Below are 18,919 nucleotides of genomic sequence, written 5' to 3' on the forward strand. Positions count from 1 at the left end.
CGGTTAGTACTTGATCTTGGGCTGCTACCCTCCTGCAAGCGTCCAGGTCGCAGCATCGTCCATTGCAGCCAGTCGCCGGTTCGACCTTGGTAGCTAGTGGTGCGCCCTCTAACATCGTGACGCGATGGATGATAGTGCGAGACGGACCTCCGGCGACTAGCGCGCGGCCGTCTCCATGATCGGTGACTTCGGTAACCTCGGTAACCGGGCAGGTCAAAGGGCTACGCAAGGGTAACCGATCAAGATCGGGTCACCGATCGAACAGTAACCCGATCTTGATCAGTTACCTTCCGGCAAGACTCTGACCTGGCCGGTTACCGAGGTTACCGAAGTCACCGATCCCGAAGACGGCGACGTGCGGGCTGCGGCGGCGGGCTTCCCAACAGATCTGTCGCGCGCTCGGGACGTGGTATGGAAGCTACCGGATCGCCCGCGGTGCCTGTACCGGATGCGTACCGAGGTGACGACGCTGTGAGCCGTAAGCGCTGGTCAGTATGGTTAATGCGAAAGCCTGGGGATCAGTCGCGAGCGGATTCGGAAGCAGGGCTGTCGGAGAGGGCGGGCCCAGCGCCAACAGCCAGAATTCGATGCCAGGTGCCCTCGCGGCCTTCGATGGCCGTGTGGTCAGGTGAGAGTCGCCATCCGATGGGCCATGACGTGGGGTGAAAGTATTCGGCCGGAGAGGAATGGCGGAACTTCGCTTGATGGAACGAGATGTCCCTGGTGAACGTCGCTTCACTATACGAGACGAACCCGTTGAATGTCGCTTCGCTGAACAAGGAGGCCTCGTTGAACGTCGCTTCACGGAATAAGGCGTCCCCGGTGAACGTCGCTAGGTCGAACAAGGCGACCTTGGTGAACGTCGCCTCGTTGAACAAGGCGTCCCCGTTGAACGTCGCTTCACGAAACCAGGCGTCGCTCGTGAACTTCGCTTCCCGGAACGAGGCGTTCCCGGTGAACATTGCTTCGCTGAACAAGGCGTCTCCGGCGAATTTTGCTCCGCTGAACAAGGCGTCCCCGGCAAACGTCGCTTTGTTGAACCAAATCTCCCCGGTGAACGTCGTTTCATGGAGCCAGGCCTCCCCGGCGAATTTTGCTCCGCTGAACAAGGCGTCTCCGGCAAACGTTGCTTTGAGGAGCCAAATATTTCCGGTGAACGTTGCTTCGCGGAACGCGGCGACCCCGGTGAACGTTGCTTCGCGGAACGCGGCGTCCCCGGCAAATGTGGTCCCGCGGAAAGTCGCGTTGCGCAGTAGGCAGTTGCTCATATCCCAGTCGATGAGGACTGCGGCTGTGAGGTCGAAGTCGGTGTCTACCCAGAAGGTTGTCGCAGGGCGGTCGGCGTCGCTGCCGGGATTCACGTGCGTGGTGAGAATGCGTTGGGCGGTTAGCCGGACCTCGCACTCCTGGACTCGTCCGCGGTGCTCATCGCGGGCGGCCTGATCGGCGTTTGCGTCAGGCGGGTCGTCGGGGAGGTCGAAGGGAGCGCGGAGGTAAGCGCAGAGCACGTTGACCACGGTCTGGCGCAGGGCTGGGTTGTCGGGGTGATCCTGTGCGAGGCGTTCCAGGGCGTACAGGCCGCCGTGACGTACCGGTGCCTTGTCCGACCCGAGCTGTTCCACCGACTTCGCGTACAGGTCGGTGATCCGGCGGGCTTCGGCGTCGCGTTCGGTCGTGGCCGCGACGCGTTCGGCGTGCAGACGAGTGTGCTCGGCGGTCTCGCGTTGCAGTTCGTAGGCGCGTGCAACGTCGGCCTGGTCTCGTTCCTTCTGCACCAGCCCGATCTCGGTGGCGTGCTGGCGTCGCCATGCCAGGTACAGCGCAAAGATGCCACCGCCGCCTACTCCAATGCTCAGCCCGGTGCGCAGTGCGTTGAACCGCGCGTTCACCAACTCCGCACCGGACAGTCCTGCGGTTCCTGCCCACCACAGCGCCACGACCAGGCCGATCGTCGCTGTGGCAACCAGAGCCGCCACGGTCGCGATCACCCTGCGCGGCATCGGCTCCAGCGGCGTGCGTGACGTGGATGGCGTGGGCAGCGGCACGGGCGCACGGGTAGCGGACTGCTCGCCGGGCGCAGGGCGGGGTAACGGCACAGGAGTGGGGTGGTCCTCGGGCATGTTCGGATCATCGTTGGTCGACGTGTCTGTGTTCCGGAGGCACGCCAGTCGGGCCGGACAGCTTGCTGTGGGCAGGGTGGCAGCGGGTGTCTGTGCCGAGGATGTGCCGAAGTGGCTGCGCCAAGGACTGTCAGCGCTGGTCAGGTGTGGCGTGGGCGGGACTCTGTAAATCCGTCGCGAAAGCTACAGAGGTTCGAATCCTCTACCCGCCACGTAAACGCAGACCCCTGTTCGCGAAAGCGCGAGCAGGGGTTTTGCGTTGTGCCCTCTGAGGGGGCGACCACGAGGCCCGCCGGCGGGCGCTACCCCGGACCCGACCTCGGCGGCAGCGCCCAGCGCAAGTAGGTCGTCAAGCGTGAGGCCGGTCCGTTGACGTAGGCGAGGCCGGCGCGCAAGCGCTTCCTCTCGCTTGCGTGCCGGCCTCGTGTGCAGCATAACCCATATCGAACGCCTGTTCGAGGGTTACGCGATGGCGGCTCGGCCCTCTTCGGTCAGTTCGGCGTCCGTGCGCTCGTCCAGGCCCACCGCGCGCCGTGCCCGCAGCAGTCCCGCGTGGACCAGGTCGTGGGTGACCATCTGGTCGCAGCACGGCAACCCGTCGACGTACAGGTCCGGCTCGCGTCCCCCCGACAGCTCGGCCCGACCTGCGGCAACGGCGCGGAGCATGGATTTCGCCCGGCCGGACAGCTCCCTCGCAACGTTCATGGCGGCCCCCTCGCCCGTCCTTCCCGTTCCTGCTTCCTCGCCCTGTAAGAGGTCTGGACCTGCGCTTCGAGTACCCCGCCCGGACAAGTTCACTCGGGTGGACCAGGACATCACCACTGTCCCCCACTGCGCCTTTCGGACGACGACGCCACGCCGACCGGTTGCGCCGATCAGCCCAACCGAACTACCCGTGACCGGCCGGCGCTCCGATCGACCCGTTGTCGCCCGCAGGGGCGGATGGGGCCAGTGGGGCGCTGAGACTGGCGTCCATGAGCGAAATCCTCGTCGCCCTCGCCGCCCTCACGACCGGTGTCGCGCTCGGCCTGGTCGTCCGGTCCGCCGGACGGCGCCGGGCACCCCTGGTCGCCGACGCGCGCGAACTGCTCCACGCCGCCGACGACCTGGAGTACGGGCTGAACACCGTGCTCGAGTTCGGCCCGCTGTCGCTGTCCGAGCTCGCGTCCGTCGACCTGCCCGCGAAGCTCGACCGCGTCGCCTCGACCGGCGAGGTGCCCAGAGCGGCCCTGGCCACGCTGAAGGCCCACACCGACAAGATCGCCCTGCACCCCTACCCCGAGCAGCGCGACCTGCTCACCGCGGTCCGGGAGGACGAGGCCGCGGTCTGGCTGGCGCTGCGCGACGCGATCGGCAGCGGCGCGGCGCAGCACGTCGCCGCCACGCAGGCCCGCCTGGTGCTGGACGAGATCCGCGGCGGCCTGCGGTCCGAGCGCCGCGAGCAGGTGCTGGTCTGACGGGCGGGGCGCCGCTGCCACGTCGTCCACAGCGGCCGGTAGCCGTGGGAGTGCCGGAACGGCGCGGACAGCGGGTTGGGCAGGGCGTGGTGCGGCAGCGTCACGCCGACGCCCGCCCCGTCCAGCAACCGGTGCGCGTGGTCGGCGAGCGCCGCGCCGACGCCACGTCGCGCTCCGCCGGCCACGCGCACGGCTCGGACTCGCAAGCAGCGACTCGACGTGCTCGCCCAGCCGCCGGCCGCCGGCCGGGTGGTCACCACGCCGAACCGGCCGTCGAACCGCACCGTCTCCAGGTCCAGCGCGACCGCCGCGCCCAGGTGCTCGCGCGCCAACGGCACGACCCGCACCGCCGAGCGGCCGTCGAGGCCGCGGCCGGGCAGCCGGGCGGCGGTCACGAGCAGGGGTGCGAACCCGTGCCGCGCGAGCACTTCGGCCGCCTCCGCGGCGCGGCTGGGCACGGTCACCGACGCGGCCGTGTCGTGGTCGCCCGCGCCGCTCAACGGCCACCGGCGCGGCAGGTCGTCCAGGTCCGCGCCGGGGTGCCGGCGCAACGAGTGCGTGCGCAGCGCTCCCCAGGAGGCGTTCAGGTCGTCCGCGGACACCTCGGTGAACGAGTACGGGTCGTCGGCGGGCGCGAGGTCGGGCAGCAGCGGGTCCACACCTGCCGGCCAACCCCTCCGGGACGTACATTGCCGGCGTGGACCTCTACGTGGTCGACGCGTTCACCGACCGCGCGTTCGCGGGCAACCCGGCGGGCGTGGTGCTGCTGGACGGCCCGGCGGACGAGCGGTGGATGCAAGCCGTCGCGGCCGAGATGAAGCACGCCGAGACGGCGTTCGTGCGCGTCGACCGCGAGGACCCGCTGCCGCTGCGCTGGTTCACGCCCGTCACCGAGGTCGACCTGTGCGGTCACGCCACCCTGGCCGCCGCGCACGTGCTCGGCGGCAGCCGCGGCTTCGACACCCGCAGCGGCGTGCTCACCTGCACGGCCGAGGACGGCTGGGTGGAGATGGACTTCCCGGCCGACCCGGCGGAGCCGATCGAGATGACCACGCCGCTGCGCGCGGGCCTGCCGGGCGTCACGGTGAGGGCCGTCGCGCGGGCCGTGTCCGACGTCCTGGTCGAAGCCGCGTCCGCCGACGAGGTCCGCGGGCTCCGACCGGACTTCGCCGCGATCGCCGAGGTGCCCGGCCGCGGTGTGATCGTCACCGCACCGGGCGACCGGCCCGGCCTCGACGTCGTGAGCCGGTGCTTCTACCCCTCCTACGGAGTCCCGGAGGATCCCGTAACCGGTTCCGCGCACTGCACGCTCGCCTCGTGGTGGGCGCCGCGGCTCGGCCGCGCGAACCTGCTGGCCGAGCAGGCGTCGGCCCGCGGAGGGCTGGTCCGGACCACTCTGGACCAAGATCGGGTACGCCTCGCCGGACAGGCCGTCACGGTGATCCGGGGCCGACTGATCGTGTGATCCGGTCCGTGACTTCTCGTGGCGTTCCGCTACACGACCTGCCATTTCGTCCCCCGACCGGGGTACATTGGCAGCCTTGGAGGGGTCCTGGTCGGTGTTCGGGGCCCCTCAGTCACGCCCGGAGCCCGTAGGCCGCGACCCGGCCTGCCGCGACGACGGCCGACGAGGAGGCTGGATGTCCGACCACGCGTCGGCCACGGCGCCCAGCGCGCCGACCCGGTCCACGAACCGCGCGTTCAGCGTGTTCGCGGTCCTGCTCCTCGTCGCGGGCGCGCTGTCCGCGTTCCTGGTCGGCAGCTGGCTGCCCGACTCGGACCCCGACGTCGACCTGTGGTGGACCGGCCCGCTGCTGGTGATCGGGTTCCTGCTCGCCGAGCAGCTGGCCATCAACGTCGACGTGCGCAGCGGAGTGGCCTGGACCATCTCGTTCACCGAGATCCCGCTCGTGCTCGGCCTGCTCGTCGCGCCGTTCGAGATCGTGCTCGCCGCGCACGTGGTCGCGGGCGTGGGCACGCTGCTCGGCCGCCGCGTGCTCGACCGCGCCGTCTACAACGCGGGCCTCATGTTCATGGAGATCTCGGTGGCCTTCGCGGTCGCCGAGCTGGTGAAGCGGTTCCTCGGCGCGGACGGCCCGTTCTGGGCGGGCGCGTTCATCGGCACGATCGCGGTGCCGCTGCTGGCCAGCGTGCTCGGCCTGACCGCGTTGCGGATCATGGGCAAGGGCATGAGGGTCGCGCCGAGCCTGCGCCTGGTGCTCCAGACGCTCGTGGTGGCCCTGCTGAACACCTCCGCCGGCCTGGCCGGCTACGAGATCGCCGACAAGGCGCCGTGGGGCGGCCTGCTGATCGGCCTGGTCTTCCTCGGCATCACGGCGATCTACCTGGCCTACTCCGGCCTGCTGCGCGAGCAGCGCGACCTGGAGGCGCTCAGCGAGGTCTCGTTGCGGGTGGCCCGCTCGGGCCGCCACGTCACCGGACCGCGCGGCGCGAACCAGGAAGAGGACGACGGCTGCGGCGAGGACGACGACTGGCAGCTCATCGCCGAACGCATCCGCGAGCAGCTCAACGCCAACCGGGTCGTGCTGCGGCTGCGCACCGACCCGCAGGCCCCGATGCGCACGCTGGTCGCGGGCGAGCCGCTGCCGCCGGGCATGCGCCGCGACGACCCGCGCGTGCTGCGCGAGGACGCGATGCTCCAGCTGCCCGGCGCCCAGGTGCGGTACTTCCGCATCGTCGACGCGGGCGAAGAGGTCTCCGAGTCCTTGGTGCGCCGGGACGCGCAGGAAGCGCTGGTCGTGCCGCTGCGCGGGGCGACCCAGCTGCTCGGCGCGGTCGAGGTGCACGACCGGCTCAGCCGGTGGCGCGGTTTCGGCAAGGCCGACATCCAGCTCCTGCGCACCCTGGCCAGCCACCTGTCCACCGCCGTGGACAACCGCCGGCTGCTGGCCCGGTTGCGCCACGACGCCTACCACGACCCGTTGACCGGCCTGCTCAACCGGCCCGGTTTCCGCGAGGCCGCCAACGAGCCCATGCGCGAGGCGGACGCGGCCGTGGTGGTCCGCATCGACCTCGACGTGCTGTCCACCGTCTCCGACGCGCTCGGCCAGGCGTGGGGCAACCGGATGGTCGTCGCCGCGGGCCGCCGGCTGCGCGACGAGCTGGGCCCCGAGGTGCCGCTGGCCAGGCTGGAGGGCGGCGCGTTCGCCGCGCTGCTGCTGGACCGGCAGGCCGAGCAGATCCAGGAGATCGCCGAACGGCTGCGCGCCGCGCTGTCGGTGCCCTACCCGGTGGACCGGCTCACCGTCGAGGCGGGCGCGGTCGTCGGCTGGGCCACCACGGCGGACTGCGAGGTCGACGAGCCGGACCCCGACGCGCTGCTGCAACGCGCCGACGTGGCCGTCCGGGCGACCAGCGACAACGAGCCGCTGCGCCAGTACGCGCCGAGCATGGGCCAGATCTTCCTGCGCCGCTTCCAGCTGGTCACGCAGTTCCGGTCCGCGCTGGAGACCGGCCAGATCTCCGTGCACTACCAGCCGAAGGTCGCGCTGCCGAGCAGGCAGGTGATCGGCGCGGAGGCGCTGGTGCGGTGGAAGCACCCCGAGTTCGGCCGCGTCGACCCGGACGAGTTCGTGCCGGCCGTCGAGGCGACCGGTCTGATCGACGTGCTGACGGACTTCGTCATGGACACGGCGCTGGCGCGGGTGCGGCTCTGGATCGACCGCGGGCTGCGGATGTCCATCGCGGTGAACCTGTCCGTGCGCACGTTGGCCGACGAGGAGTTCCCGGACCGCGTGGCGGCGGCGTTGAAGCGCCACGAGGTGCCGCCGGAGCTGCTGACGTTCGAGCTGACCGAGTCCGGCGTGATGGCCGACCCGGAGCGGGCCCTGCCCGTGCTGCGGCGGCTGCACCAGATGGGCGTCGTGCTGGCCGTGGACGACTTCGGCACCGGCTACTCGTCGCTGGCCTACCTGAGGCAGCTGCCGGTGGACGAGGTGAAGATCGACAAGAGCTTCGTCCTGGGCATGGGCACCGACCTGGGCGACATGGCGGTGGTCCGGTCGATCGTGGAGCTCGGCCACTCGCTGGGCCTCACGGTGGTCGCCGAGGGCGTCGAGGACGACGCCGCGCGCGACCAGCTCGTCGGCATGGGCTGCGACGTGGCGCAGGGCTACCTGATCTCCCGGCCGCTGTCCGAGGACCGCTTCGAGGCCTGGTTGCGGGCCCGGACGGTCCAGGTCAGGGGAGCGCGGGATGAGACGGTGCTCACCTTGGTCCACTAGTGAGGCCCCCCGATTTCCTTTCTGCGGCACGCCTGTTGTAGAGTTCTCATGGCTCCGCAAGAGCAAGCCCCTTTAGCTCAGTCGGCAGAGCGTCTCCATGGTAAGGAGAAGGTCTACGGTTCGATTCCGTAAAGGGGCTCCACAACTGGCCGCGGTGCACGAGCATCGCGGCCGTGTTGTGTAAAGCGGTGTAGCTCAGTTGGTAGAGCAAGCGGCTCATAATCGCTGTGTCGCCGGTTCAAGTCCGGCCACCGCTACTCAGCTAGATCCCCGCCAGGCGGTAAGCCCGCACTGGTCGCCCGCTCGGGTCGGGGCACACGAGCTCTGGGAAGGCAAGGACCGTGGCTGCAACCGACGTACGCCCCAAGATCACCCTCGCGTGCGAGGAGTGCAAGCACCGGAACTACATCACCAGGAAGAACCGGCGCAACGACCCGGACCGCCTGGAGATCAAGAAGTTCTGCCCGAACTGCAAGACCCACCGCGCTCACAAGGAAACCCGCTGAGCCGGTAGCCAGACCGCACGACGAGGCCCGTCCCGGGAACCGGGGCGGGCCTCGTCGCGTATAACCTGCTGCGCGTGCCTCTCGACCAGTCGTTCGTCGGACGTTCCTACCCGCCGTCGCCGCCCTACGAGGTCGGCCGCGAGAAGATCCGCGAGTTCGCCGAGGCGGTGGGCGAGACCAGCCCGCTGCACCGCGACCCCGAAGCCGCCCGCGCGGCCGGGTACCGCGACGTCATCGCGCCGCCCACGTTCGCGATCATCGTGTCGCTGAAGGCGAACGACGTGCTGGTCGAGGACCCCGACCTCGGCCTGGACTACAGCCGCGTGGTGCACGGCGACCAGACGTTCGTCCACCACCGCCCGATCGTCGCGGGCGACCGCCTCACCTCCGTGCTGCACGTGGACAACATCACGTCGCGGATGGGCAACGACATGCTGGCGGTCCGCGCCGAGGTGCGCACCGAGGACGGCGAGCCGGTCACGACCGGTCGCTGCACGCTCGTGGTGCGGGGGGAGGACGCGTGATCCGCGCGTCGGAGGTCTCCGTCGGCGACGAGCTGCCGCCGCTGTCGGTCCGCATCACCCGCGCCCACCTCGTCCGGTACGCGGGCGCGTCCGGCGACTTCAACCCGATCCACTGGAACGAGCGGTTCGCCCGCGAGGTCGGCCTGCCGGGCGTGATCGCGCACGGGATGCTCACCATGGGCCTGGCCGCCCGGATCGTCACCGAGTGGGTGGGCGACCCCGGCGCCGTCGTCCAGTACGGCGTGCGCTTCGGCAGGCCCGTGCCGGTGCCTGACGACGAGCAGGGCGCGCTGGTGGACGTCACCGCGAAGGTGACCAAGGTCCTGGACGACGGGACGGTCAAGGTCAACGTGACGGCCGTGGTCGAGGGCAAGTCCGTGCTCGGTGGCGCGTCGGCCGTCGTCCGGCTCGCCTAGAACCCGCACAGCGCGCTGGTGTGCGCGCCGGTGGCGGTCGCCGAGCGCCGTTCGACGCCCGCCACCCGCACCTCGCACGCCACGTCACCGCCGTCGGGCCCGATCGTGACGGTCAGCTCGCCGTGATCGGGCTCGGCGGTGAACAGCTCCAGCCGCCAGGGCAGCGCGCTCAGCTCCGCCTGGCGCGTCTCGCCGTCCCGGAAGGTCGAGTAGGTGACGGTGGCCCGGCCCGCCGTGCCGCTGACCTGGTAGACGACCCGGACCGGCGGCTCCGGCGCCGCGGTCCACCGGACGAGCGCGATCGAGCCCACCACGAGCGCCACCGCCGAGGTGATCACGAGCCACCTGCGGCCCGGGCGCCCGGGTGGGTCGGGCAGGGCGGGTTCCGCCATCGTTGCGCTCCTCGGGTGAAGATCGATTAGACTGAATGGACCATCGGTCTCGTTCTACCGACGGTTACACCGGTCACCCGAAGGAGTTAAGTCAGAAGTTCGAGCAACTCGCGACCGCGTTCGGTCCGGAGGCGGTCGCGGTCTTCCTCGCCACGCCGTCCACCGTCACCGCGCACGTCACCGTGCCGCCGCCCGCGCTGGTCGTGACGTCGAGCGTGCCGCCGTGGGACAGCCCCTTGACGGTGAACTCCTTGGTCCACGGCAGCGTGGCGACCTCCTCGGCGGTGGCGGTCGAGCCGGTGGCGCCGAAGGTCGAGTAGCTGACGGTCGCCCCCGAGGCGTCGCCGGTCACCTCGTAGAGGAGCACGGCTCCCTTGTCGGCCCTCGTCTGGAGGTCGTCGAGCGCGTTCTCGGCGTCGGACGTGGCCCGGCCGAACAGCGCTACCCACGCCACGGAGACGACGAGCCCGAGCGCGGAGAGCACCACGGCGGCGGTGGCGAGGCCCTTGTTGTCGGCCTGCCCGCGGGCGACCCGGAGCAGGCCGAGCAGCCCGAGGGCCAGCCCCGCGAGGACCAGCGACCAGGCGACGACGCCGAGGAGGGGGACGAAGCTCGTCACGAGGCCCAGGAGCCCGAGCACGAACCCCGCGGTGCCGGGGCCGTTGCGCTGTGGGTCGGACATGACCCCTCCGCTTCCGTCAGAGTGGTACACATCACAGCTACCCGGCGTGACGCGAATAAGTCTCAATACGACGAAAGGCACCCCCATCGGAGGTGCCTTTCGTGACGGAGCGTCGAAACTGTGTGCTACTCGACCTCGGCCAGCAGCTCGGCCATCCGCGTCACACCGGTCTTCAGGTCGTCGTCGCCCAACGCGTACGACAACCGCAGGTAGCCGGGGGTGCCGAAGGCCTCACCGGGCACCACGGCCACCTCGGCGTGCTCCAGGATCAGCGCCGCTAGCCGCACGGTGTCGGTGATCTCGGCACCGCGCAGCGTCTTGCCGATCAGCGCCTTGACCGACGGGTACACGTAGAACGCGCCCTTCGGGGTCGGGCACTCGACGCCGGGGATCGCGGACAGCAGGTCGACGATGGCGCGCCGGCGGCGGTCGAACGCCTCGCGCATCTCGTGCGCCGCGTCCAGCGGCCCGGACACGGCCTCCAGCGCGGCCCGCTGCGACACGTTCGCCACGTTCGACGTCAGGTGGGACTGGAGGTTCGCGGCGGCCTTCACCACGTCCGCCGGGCCGATCAGCCAGCCGACCCGCCAGCCGGTCATCGCGTAGGTCTTGGCCACGCCGTTGAGCACGATCGTGCGGTCCGCCATCGCGGGCACGGCCACCGGCAGCGACACCGACTCGGCGCCGTCGTACACCAGGTGCTCGTAGATCTCGTCGGTGATCACCCAGAGCCCGTGCTCCAGGGCCCACTCGCCGATCGCGGTGATCTGCTCGCGGGAGTAGACCGAGCCGGTCGGGTTGGACGGCGAGCACAGCAGCAGCACCTTGGTCTTCGGGGTGCGCGCCGCCTCCAGCTGCTCCACCGTGACCAGGTAGTCGGTCGACTCGTCCGCCGTGACCTGCACCGGGACGCCGCCCGCCAGCGTGATCGCCTCGGGGTAGGTGGTCCAGTACGGGGCGGGCAGCAGGATCTCGTCGCCCGGGTCCACGACCGTCGCGAACGCCTGGTAGACGGCCTGCTTGCCGCCGTTGGTGATCAGCACCTGGGCGGCGGTGACGTCGTAGCCCGAGTCGCGCTTGGTCTTCGCGGCTACGGCCTCCCGCAGCTCGGGCAGGCCGGCGGCGGGGGTGTAGCGGTGGTTCTTCGGGTCCGCGCAGGCGGCCTGAGCTGCGGCTACGATGGCGTCCGGGGTCGGGAAGTCCGGTTCGCCCGCACCGAAGCCGATCACCGGTCGACCCGCGGCCTTGAGCGCCTTCGCCTTCGCGTCGACCGCGAGGGTGGCGGACTCGGCGATGCCGCCGATCCGCTTGGAGATCCGCGGGTGCTCGGAGGTACTGGTCCCGGTGGTCGTCTCAGGCGTGCCCATGCGGCCAATCGTGGCAGATCGCACAACCGGGTGAGCGCCCGGCACCCCCTCTGACCGGGCCAGTTGGAAGAGGGGGCACTTGGTGCCGTATGCTTCCGGTCTTGGAACGTCCAGTCGCTGCCTCACGGGCCACGTGAGGAGGGTGCGGGGCGTCTCCAGCCAGGGGATCCGGACCGCCGGATCCCAAAGGGGTGTAGCTCAACTGGCAGAGCAGCGGTCTCCAAAACCGCAGGTTGCAGGTTCAAGTCCTGTCGCCCCTGCGTCGAAGCGCGATGGTGAGCGGAGGACGGCATGAGCGAGGGCCGCGAGCAGGACCAGCCGGAAGAGCGCGAGGGCGCGTCCCGGCCGGTTACCGCCGCAGCGCGGCGCGAGCGCCGTGGTTCCGCGCGACCGGCGGGCCGCAAGGACTCCGTGGAGGCGAAGAAGGCGGCCGAGGCCGACTCCGACGCCGAGGAGGCCAAGAAGGGCCGTCCCACGCGTTCGCGGGCGGACTCGGAGAAGCGGGTCGGTTTCTTCGCCCGCATCGTCCGGTACATCCGCGAGGTGGTCAGCGAGCTGCGGAAGGTCATCTGGCCGACCCGCAAGCAGATGATCACCTACACCGGAGTCGTGTTGGTCTTCGTGGCCTTCATGGTGGCGTTGGTGTTCGGCCTGGACACGGCCTTCGCCTGGGGCATGTTCAGGGTGTTCGGCTGAGCCGATCGCCTGCCGCCCCCGGTGGCGGCGGAGCATGTGATGCATGAGAGGAAGCGAGACCCACAGTGACCTCCGAGAACGGCGGCGTTGACGCCCAGGAGCTGAACGACCTGACCGACGAGCGGGACTTCGACGGTGGCGTCGAGGACGTCGAGCAGGCGGAGGCGTCGGAGGAGACCGAGGAGTCCGCCCCCGTCGAGGCCGAGTCCGACGAGGACGTCGAGTCCGGCGGCGACATCGAGTCCGGTGGCGACATCGAGTCCGGTGGCGACATCGAGTCGGGCGGTGACGTCGAGGCCGAGTCCGACGACGCCGAGTCCGGTGGCGACGTCGAGGCCGCCGTCGTCGACATCGACGCCGAGCCCGCGGACCCCGCCGAGGAGATGCGCGAAGCACTGCGGCGCGCGCCCGGCGACTGGTACGTCGTGCACTCGTACGCGGGCTACGAGAACAAGGTCAAGACCAACCTCGAGACGCGCATCCAGACCCTGGACATGGAGGACTTCATCTTCCAGGTCGAGGTGCCGACCGAGGAAGTCACCGAGATCAAGAACGGCCAGCGCAAGCAGGTGCAGCGCAAGGTGCTGCCCGGCTACATCCTGGTCCGGATGGAGCTCAACGACGCGTCGTGGAGCGCGGTGCGCAACACGCCGGGCGTCACGGGTTTCGTCGGCGCGACCTCGAAGCCGTCGCCGCTGACCATCGACGAGGTGCTGAAGTTCCTGCTGCCCCAGGTCGAGCACAAGCCCGCGGCCGGCAAGAAGAGCGCCGGCACGCCCGCGAAGTCGACCGTCGAGGTGGACTTCGAGGTCGGCGAGTCGGTCACCGTCATGGACGGCCCGTTCGCGACGCTGCCCGCGACGATCAGCGAGGTCAACGCGGACGGCCAGAAGCTGAAGGTCCTGGTGTCGATCTTCGGTCGCGAGACCCCGGTCGAGCTGTCGTTCAGCCAGGTCTCCAAGATCTAGCCAGGACAACAAGATCTCCGGCTCCTCCGCACAGGGGGAGCCGGCAGCCACGCTGCGGCTGGCAGGGCCGCGCGCGGACACCGCAATAAAGGAACCGAGATGCCTCCCAAGAAGAAGAAGCTCGCAGCGATCATCAAGCTGCAGATCAAGGCCGGGGCCGCGAACCCCGCGCCGCCCGTCGGCCCCGCGCTGGGTCAGCACGGCGTCAACATCATGGAGTTCTGCAAGCAGTACAACGCCGCGACCGAGTCGCAGCGCGGCACCGTCGTGCCGGTCGAGATCTCCGTGTACGAAGACCGCTCGTTCGACTTCAAGCTCAAGACCCCGCCGGCCGCGAAGCTGATCCTCAAGGCCGCCGGTGTCGAGAAGGGCAGCGGCGAGCCGCACCGCCTCAAGGTCGCCAAGGTGACCATGGACCAGGTGCGCGAGATCGCGCAGACCAAGATGGTCGACCTCAACGCCAACGACGTGGACCAGGCGGCGAAGATCATCGCCGGCACCGCCCGCTCCATGGGCATCACCGTCGAAGGCTGACCTCTCTCTTTTCGTAGTCGTGGGAGAGCCGCGCGCTGGCTCGTCACCACAACTGATCCACTTTAAGGACAGAAGCATGAAGCGCAGCAAGGCGTACAAGAACGCTGCTGAGCTGGTTGACCGTGAGCGGCTCTACTCGCCGCTGGAGGCAACCAAGCTCGCCAAGGAGACCTCCAAGGTGAAGCTGGACGCGACCGTCGAGGTCGCCATCCGGCTCGGCGTCGACCCGCGCAAGGCCGACCAGATGGTCCGCGGCACCGTGAACCTGCCGCACGGTACGGGCAAGACCGCCCGCGTGATCGTCTTCGCGACCGGCGACAAGGCCGCCGAGGCCGAGGCCGCCGGCGCCGACGCGGTCGGCTCCGAGGACCTGATCGAGCGCATCCAGGGCGGCTGGCTCGACTTCGACGCCGCGATCGCCACGCCCGACCAGATGGCGAAGGTCGGTCGCATCGCCCGCATCCTGGGCCCGCGCGGCCTGATGCCGAACCCGAAGACCGGCACCGTGACGCCCGACGTCACCAAGGCCGTGAACGAGATCAAGGGCGGTAAGATCAACTTCCGCGTCGACAAGCAGGCCAACCTGCACCTCGTCATCGGCAAGGTGTCGTTCGAGCCGGAGAAGCTGGTCGAGAACTACGCGGCCGCGCTGGACGAGATCCTGCGCGCCAAGCCGTCCGCGGCCAAGGGCCGGTACCTGAAGAAGATCACCGTCTCGACGACGATGGGCCCGGGCATCCCGGTCGACCCGAACCGGACGCGCAACCTGCTGTCCGACGAGGCCACCGTCTGACGACGGCTCGTCCGAACCACCCGAAGCGCCCCCCGGCCTCCCGCCGGGGGGCGCTTCGCGTCGTCAGGGGCAGCTCGTCAGGGGCAGCTCGGCTCGGCCTCGTAGCCGGTGATCGCCCACGCGCCGCTGGTCTGCCTGGTGAGCACGAACTTGCCCAGCCGCGGGCCGCTGCGCACCTCCAGCGCGCAGGAGCTGACGTCGACCGAGCCGGACGCGGGCGGGTTGACCATCGTCTGCGGGAAGACGAGCTGCCGGTAGGTGCTCACGTCGGTCACCTCGCCCTTGAGCTTCGCGACCGCGGCCGGGCAGTCGGACGCGCCGAAGGCCTCGGCGAACGCCTTCTTCGGCCCGTCGCTCTTGAAGTACGCGCACGCGCGGCCCCCGTCGCCGGTGCCGACGTGCTTGTAGAACTGGCCGATCGTGCCGTTGCTGCCGTACGGGTTGGCCGGCGCGATGACGTTGTTCTCGACGCCGCCGCTGTCCTCCGCCACGCCGCCGGGGTCGTCGCCGCCGAAGTACTGCTCGTAGAAGTAGGAGGCGACGAGCAGCACGACCACCAGGTACACCAGGCGGCGGACGAACTTGCTGCGCAGCAGGACCTGCCACAGCGGCCTGCGGCGCGGGCCGGGCGGTGGCGGGGCGGCCGGCGGGATCGCCGGCGGCGGGGTGGCGCCCGGCGGCAGGGCCGGCTCGGACCCCTGGGCCTGCTGGAAGCGCTGGAACTCCTGGAACCGTTGGAACTCCTGGAACTGCCGGAGCTGTTCCGGGTCGATGTCCGGTGGCGGCGGGTTCCTCGGCGGCTCTTCGGTCACGCGTCACATCATGACCGATTTGGGTCACCAATAGCGCTCTGCTAGTGTTGGCGACGGTTCACCAAAGACCGCTGGTCGTGCATGTCACCAGTCATGCAGCGAAGGTCCCGCGAAGCGGGCGGCCCGCGCAGGAGAACGAGGAAGACCCAGGCGTGCTCGCACGCCCGTCACGCCCCGTGCTGCTGCGCCGGGGCGTTTTTGCATTGCGCGGCCTGATCGCACTCGACCGGCGTGTCACCAGCCCAGAGAGGAGGCGATCATGGCGAAGCCCAGCAAGGTTTCGGCCGTCGCCGAGCTCACGGACAAGTTCCGTGGAAGCTCGGCCGCTGTCGTGACCGAGTACCGCGGCCTCTCCATGGCGCAGCTCACCACGCTGCGTCGCGCTCTCGGCGCGGGCACCACGTACACCGTTGCGAAGAACACGCTGGTCAAGCGTGCCGCTGAGGACGCGGGCATCGAGGGTCTCGAGGCCCTGCTCGTCGGTCCGACCGCGATCGCCTTCGTCGAAGGCGAACCGGTCGACGCGGCCAAGGCCCTGCGTGACTTCGCGAAGGACAACAAGGCCCTGGTCATCAAGGGCGGCTACATGGACGGCCGCCCCCTCTCGGTCGACGAGGTCACCGCCATCGCGGACCTCGAGACCCGTGAGGTGCTGCTCGCCAAGCTGGCGGGCGCGATGAAGGGCAACCTGTCGAAGGCCGCGGGTCTGTTCCAGGCCCCCGCTTCCCAGGTCGCTCGCCTGGCTGCTGCCCTGCAGGAGAAGAAGGCCGCGGAGGCGCCTGCCGCCGCCGAGTCCGACGCTCCCGCCGAAAGCTGATCACACCCAGACACTCCGCGTCCCGGCCGCAGTTCGGGCGTTGAAAGAGAAAGGACCGCCATCATGGCGAAGCTCAGCACCGACGAGCTGCTCGACGCGTTCAAGGAAATGACCCTCCTGGAGCTCTCGGCCTTCGTGAAGGAGTTCGAGACCACCTTCGAGGTCACCGCCGCCGCTCCGGTCGCGGTCGCCGCTGCCGGTCCGGCCGGCCCCGCCGCCGCCGAGGTGGAGGAGAAGGACGAGTTCACCGTCGTCCTCGAGGGCGCCGGCGACAAGAAGATCCAGGTCATCAAGGTCGTCCGCGAGGTCGTCTCGGGCCTGGGCCTGAAGGAGGCCAAGGAGCTGGTCGAGTCCGCTCCGAAGCCGCTGCTGGAGAACGTGGCGAAGGACGTCGCCGACGCCGCCAAGGAGAAGCTCGAGGCCGCCGGCGCCAAGATCTCGCTCAAGTGATCTAGCGCTACCGCTGCCTCGAAGGCGGGCACCCGATCCGGGTGCCCGCCTTCGTGCTGTCCAGGGCTCGTGATCTTGACCACGTCGTCGTGGGTGGCCCACCATCGGGACCTGGGAGGGCCGACGGCAGGGCGCCGCTCACACCGTTACCCACCCGAGACCCGCATTAACCCAACTGGTGAGTAACCACGACGGGGCGGCCTCGTTGCACCGGTATGACGCCGGCCTGTCCGGCGTCGGGCGAAGCGGGCCGCTGACCTGGAGGTGCGATGGGCGTCGAGGTGGTCGTCGAGGGCCTGACCAAGTCCTTCGGCAAGCAGACCATCTGGCGGGACGTCACGCTCACCCTCCCGCCGGGTGAGGTCAGCGTGATGCTCGGCCCGTCGGGCACGGGCAAGTCGGTCTTCCTGAAGTCCCTGGTCGGCCTGCTGAAACCCGAGCAGGGCAAGATCGTCATCAATGGCGTGGACCTGGTCCGCTGCTCCGAGCACAAGCTCTACGAGATCCGGAAGCTGTTCGGCGTCCTGTTCCAGGACGGCGCGCTTTTCGGCTCGATGAACCTCTTCGACAACGTCGCCTTCCCGCTGCGCGAGCACACCCGCAAGACCGAGGCCGAGGTCCGGCGGATCGTGCTCGAGAAGATGGAGATGGTCGGCCTCGTCGGCGCGGAGAAGAAGCTGCCCGGCGAGATCTCCGGCGGTATGCGCAAGCGCGCCGGCCTCGCCCGCGCCCTCGTGCTGGACCCCGAGATCATCCTGTGCGACGAGCCGGACTCCGGCCTCGACCCGGTCCGCACGGCCTACCTCAGCCAGCTCCTCATCGACCTGAACTCGCAGATCGACGCGACGATCCTGATCGTCACGCACAACATCACCGTGGCCCGCACGGTCCCGGACAACCTCGGCATGCTGTTCCGCCGCGAACTGGTCATGTTCGGTCCCCGCGAGGTGCTGCTGACCAGCGACGAGCCGGTGGTGGAGCAGTTCCTCAACGGCCGCCGCATCGGCCCGATCGGCATGTCGGAGGAGAAGGACCAGGCGACGATGGCCGCCGAGCTGGCGCACCGCGACGCGGGCCACGCGGACGGCCCGCCGGACGAGGACGTGCGCGGCGTGGTGCCGCAGCTGGAACCGACGCCCGGCCTGCCGCCGCGCGGCGCGGTGCGCCGGCGCAAGGACCGGGTGATGAGCATCCTGCACACGCTGCCGCCCGAGGCGCAGCAGGGCATCATCGCCAGCCTCACGCCCGACGAGCAGCGCCACTACCGGCTGATGGCCGACGCGGGCGACCGGACGGGCCCGGTCGCGGTCGACCGGGTCACGCCCAGCCCGTGGCCCCGGCAGGGGGGCGTGCTGTGAGCTCACCGGCGACGTTCCCCGGTGTCGGCGCGCTGCGCGAGACGGGGCGCATGTTCGCGCTGGCCATCGACGTCGTGCGCAACACGTTCCGGCGGCCGTTCCAGCTGCGGGAGTTCATCCAGCAGTGCTGGTTCGTGGTGAGCGTGACGGTGCTGCCGACGGCCCTGGTGTCGATCCCGTTCGGCGCGGTCATCGCGTTGCAGATCGGTTCGCTGACCAGGCAGATCGGCGCGCAGTCGTTCACCGGCGCGGCCAGCGTGCTGGCGATCATCCAGCAGGCCAGCCCGATCGTGACGGCCCTGCTCATCGCGGGCGCGGGTGGCAGCGCGATCTGCGCGGACCTCGGTTCGCGCAAGATCCGCGAGGAGATCGACGCGATGGAGGTGCTCGGCGTCTCGCCGGTCCACCGCCTGGTCGTGCCGCGGGTGCTGGCCGCGATGCTGGTGTCCGTGCTGCTCAACGGCATGGTGAGCGTGGTCGGCGTGATGGGCGGCTACTTCTTCAACGTGATCCTGCAGGACGGCACGCCCGGCGCGTACCTGGCGAGCTTCAGCGCCCTGGCGCAGCTGCCGGACCTGTGGATCTCCGAGATCAAGGCGCTGATCTTCGGGTTCATCGCGGGCATCGTGGCCGCTTACCGGGGTCTGAACCCGGCGGGCGGGCCGAAGGGCGTGGGTGACGCGGTCAACCAGGCCGTGGTCATCACGTTCCTGCTGCTGTTCTTCGTGAACTTCGTGCTGACCACGATCTACCTGCAGGTCGTCCCGGCGAAGGGGAGCTGAG

20 protein-coding genes and 3 tRNA genes are annotated in these 18,919 nt (G+C 69.9%); 16 read left to right on the forward strand and 7 right to left on the reverse strand.

Annotated features, from left to right (window positions below):
- Positions 1–518 precede the first annotated feature (518 nt).
- From EDD40_RS25850 to EDD40_RS25865, 3 genes are all read right to left on the reverse strand, one after another.
- Positions 519–2,045 carry a pentapeptide repeat-containing protein gene (locus EDD40_RS25850; protein ID WP_148088912.1) on the reverse strand — a complete coding sequence of 509 codons (1,527 nt, stop codon included), beginning with the start codon at positions 2,043–2,045 and terminating at the stop codon, positions 519–521.
- Positions 2,046–2,582: 537 nt separating this feature from the next.
- Positions 2,583–2,825 (reverse strand): hypothetical protein, encoded by a 243-nt coding sequence (locus EDD40_RS25855; protein ID WP_123745235.1) that lies wholly within the window; start codon positions 2,823–2,825, stop codon positions 2,583–2,585.
- A gap of 568 nt (positions 2,826–3,393) precedes the next feature.
- Positions 3,394–4,236: a hypothetical protein gene (locus EDD40_RS25865; protein WP_123745237.1), complete on the reverse strand. Its 843-nt coding sequence runs from the start codon at positions 4,234–4,236 to the stop codon at positions 3,394–3,396.
- Between the two features lie 38 nt (positions 4,237–4,274).
- Between EDD40_RS25865 and EDD40_RS25870 the strand changes: the two genes are divergently transcribed.
- The 7 genes from EDD40_RS25870 to EDD40_RS25900 all read left to right on the forward strand — a co-directional run bounded on the left by EDD40_RS25870 (position 4,275) and on the right by EDD40_RS25900 (position 9,267).
- Positions 4,275–5,042 carry a PhzF family phenazine biosynthesis protein gene (locus EDD40_RS25870; protein ID WP_123745238.1) on the forward strand — a complete coding sequence of 256 codons (768 nt, stop codon included), beginning with the start codon at positions 4,275–4,277 and terminating at the stop codon, positions 5,040–5,042.
- Positions 5,043–5,217: 175 nt separating this feature from the next.
- Positions 5,218–7,821, forward strand: coding sequence for a bifunctional diguanylate cyclase/phosphodiesterase (locus EDD40_RS25875; RefSeq protein ID WP_123745239.1), 2,604 nt, complete (start codon positions 5,218–5,220; stop codon positions 7,819–7,821).
- Between the two features lie 66 nt (positions 7,822–7,887).
- Positions 7,888–7,963 (forward strand) — tRNA-Thr (locus EDD40_RS25880).
- A gap of 42 nt (positions 7,964–8,005) precedes the next feature.
- Positions 8,006–8,078 (forward strand) — tRNA-Met (locus tag EDD40_RS25885).
- Between the two features lie 84 nt (positions 8,079–8,162).
- Positions 8,163–8,327, forward strand: coding sequence for a 50S ribosomal protein L33 (gene rpmG, locus EDD40_RS25890; protein ID WP_015105301.1), 165 nt, complete (start codon positions 8,163–8,165; stop codon positions 8,325–8,327).
- A gap of 74 nt (positions 8,328–8,401) precedes the next feature.
- A complete protein-coding gene (locus EDD40_RS25895) occupies positions 8,402–8,851 on the forward strand; it encodes a MaoC family dehydratase N-terminal domain-containing protein (RefSeq protein ID WP_123745240.1) in 450 nt (149 codons plus the stop codon).
- On the forward strand, positions 8,848–9,267 hold the full coding sequence (locus tag EDD40_RS25900; RefSeq protein WP_123745241.1) for a MaoC family dehydratase: 420 nt from the start codon (positions 8,848–8,850) through the stop codon (positions 9,265–9,267). The genes EDD40_RS25895 and EDD40_RS25900 overlap by 4 nt, the downstream gene beginning before the upstream one ends.
- Here the strand turns inward: EDD40_RS25900 and EDD40_RS25905 are convergent.
- From EDD40_RS25905 to EDD40_RS25915, 3 genes are all read right to left on the reverse strand, one after another.
- On the reverse strand, positions 9,264–9,659 hold the full coding sequence (locus tag EDD40_RS25905; protein WP_123745242.1) for an MmpS family transport accessory protein: 396 nt from the start codon (positions 9,657–9,659) through the stop codon (positions 9,264–9,266). The genes EDD40_RS25900 and EDD40_RS25905 overlap by 4 nt on opposite strands.
- 91 nt (positions 9,660–9,750) lie before the next feature.
- Positions 9,751–10,341, reverse strand: coding sequence for an MmpS family transport accessory protein (locus EDD40_RS25910; protein WP_123745243.1), 591 nt, complete (start codon positions 10,339–10,341; stop codon positions 9,751–9,753).
- Between the two features lie 125 nt (positions 10,342–10,466).
- Positions 10,467–11,708, reverse strand: a complete 1,242-nt coding sequence (locus tag EDD40_RS25915; RefSeq protein ID WP_123745244.1) for a pyridoxal phosphate-dependent aminotransferase — start codon at positions 11,706–11,708, stop codon at positions 10,467–10,469.
- Positions 11,709–11,895: 187 nt separating this feature from the next.
- Between EDD40_RS25915 and EDD40_RS25920 the strand changes: the two genes are divergently transcribed.
- The 5 genes from EDD40_RS25920 to rplA all read left to right on the forward strand — a co-directional run bounded on the left by EDD40_RS25920 (position 11,896) and on the right by rplA (position 14,699).
- Positions 11,896–11,968 (forward strand) — tRNA-Trp (locus tag EDD40_RS25920).
- 31 nt (positions 11,969–11,999) lie between these two features.
- Entirely contained in the window at positions 12,000–12,404 is a 405-nt protein-coding gene (gene secE / locus EDD40_RS25925; protein WP_123745245.1) for a preprotein translocase subunit SecE, read from the forward strand.
- Between the two features lie 65 nt (positions 12,405–12,469).
- Positions 12,470–13,372: a transcription termination/antitermination protein NusG gene (nusG, locus tag EDD40_RS25930; RefSeq protein WP_123745246.1), complete on the forward strand. Its 903-nt coding sequence runs from the start codon at positions 12,470–12,472 to the stop codon at positions 13,370–13,372.
- A 99-nt stretch (positions 13,373–13,471) separates the two neighbouring features.
- Positions 13,472–13,906, forward strand: coding sequence for a 50S ribosomal protein L11 (gene rplK, locus EDD40_RS25935; RefSeq protein ID WP_123745247.1), 435 nt, complete (start codon positions 13,472–13,474; stop codon positions 13,904–13,906).
- Positions 13,907–13,982: 76 nt separating this feature from the next.
- The gene (gene rplA, locus EDD40_RS25940; protein WP_123745248.1) at positions 13,983–14,699 is read left to right on the forward strand and encodes a 50S ribosomal protein L1; all 717 of its coding nucleotides are present in this window, start codon (positions 13,983–13,985) and stop codon (positions 14,697–14,699) included.
- A 77-nt stretch (positions 14,700–14,776) separates the two neighbouring features.
- Here the strand turns inward: rplA and EDD40_RS25945 are convergent, their stop codons facing one another.
- On the reverse strand, positions 14,777–15,511 hold the full coding sequence (locus tag EDD40_RS25945; protein ID WP_123745249.1) for a hypothetical protein: 735 nt from the start codon (positions 15,509–15,511) through the stop codon (positions 14,777–14,779).
- A gap of 259 nt (positions 15,512–15,770) precedes the next feature.
- On the opposite strand from EDD40_RS25945, the gene rplJ reads away from it, so the two are divergent.
- The 4 genes from rplJ (at position 15,771) to EDD40_RS25965 (ending at position 18,918) form a co-directional block, all read left to right on the forward strand.
- Positions 15,771–16,328 carry a 50S ribosomal protein L10 gene (gene rplJ / locus EDD40_RS25950; protein WP_123745250.1) on the forward strand — a complete coding sequence of 186 codons (558 nt, stop codon included), beginning with the start codon at positions 15,771–15,773 and terminating at the stop codon, positions 16,326–16,328.
- Between the two features lie 63 nt (positions 16,329–16,391).
- Positions 16,392–16,778, forward strand: a complete 387-nt coding sequence (rplL, locus tag EDD40_RS25955; RefSeq protein ID WP_123745251.1) for a 50S ribosomal protein L7/L12 — start codon at positions 16,392–16,394, stop codon at positions 16,776–16,778.
- A 269-nt stretch (positions 16,779–17,047) separates the two neighbouring features.
- On the forward strand, positions 17,048–18,136 hold the full coding sequence (locus tag EDD40_RS25960; protein WP_123745252.1) for an ABC transporter ATP-binding protein: 1,089 nt from the start codon (positions 17,048–17,050) through the stop codon (positions 18,134–18,136).
- Between the two features lie 50 nt (positions 18,137–18,186).
- Positions 18,187–18,918: an MlaE family ABC transporter permease gene (locus tag EDD40_RS25965; RefSeq protein ID WP_236595253.1), complete on the forward strand. Its 732-nt coding sequence runs from the start codon at positions 18,187–18,189 to the stop codon at positions 18,916–18,918.
- Position 18,919 lies beyond the last annotated feature (1 nt).

It is taken from the genome of Saccharothrix texasensis (assembly GCF_003752005.1).
Lineage (GTDB): Bacteria > Actinomycetota > Actinomycetes > Mycobacteriales > Pseudonocardiaceae > Actinosynnema > Actinosynnema texasense.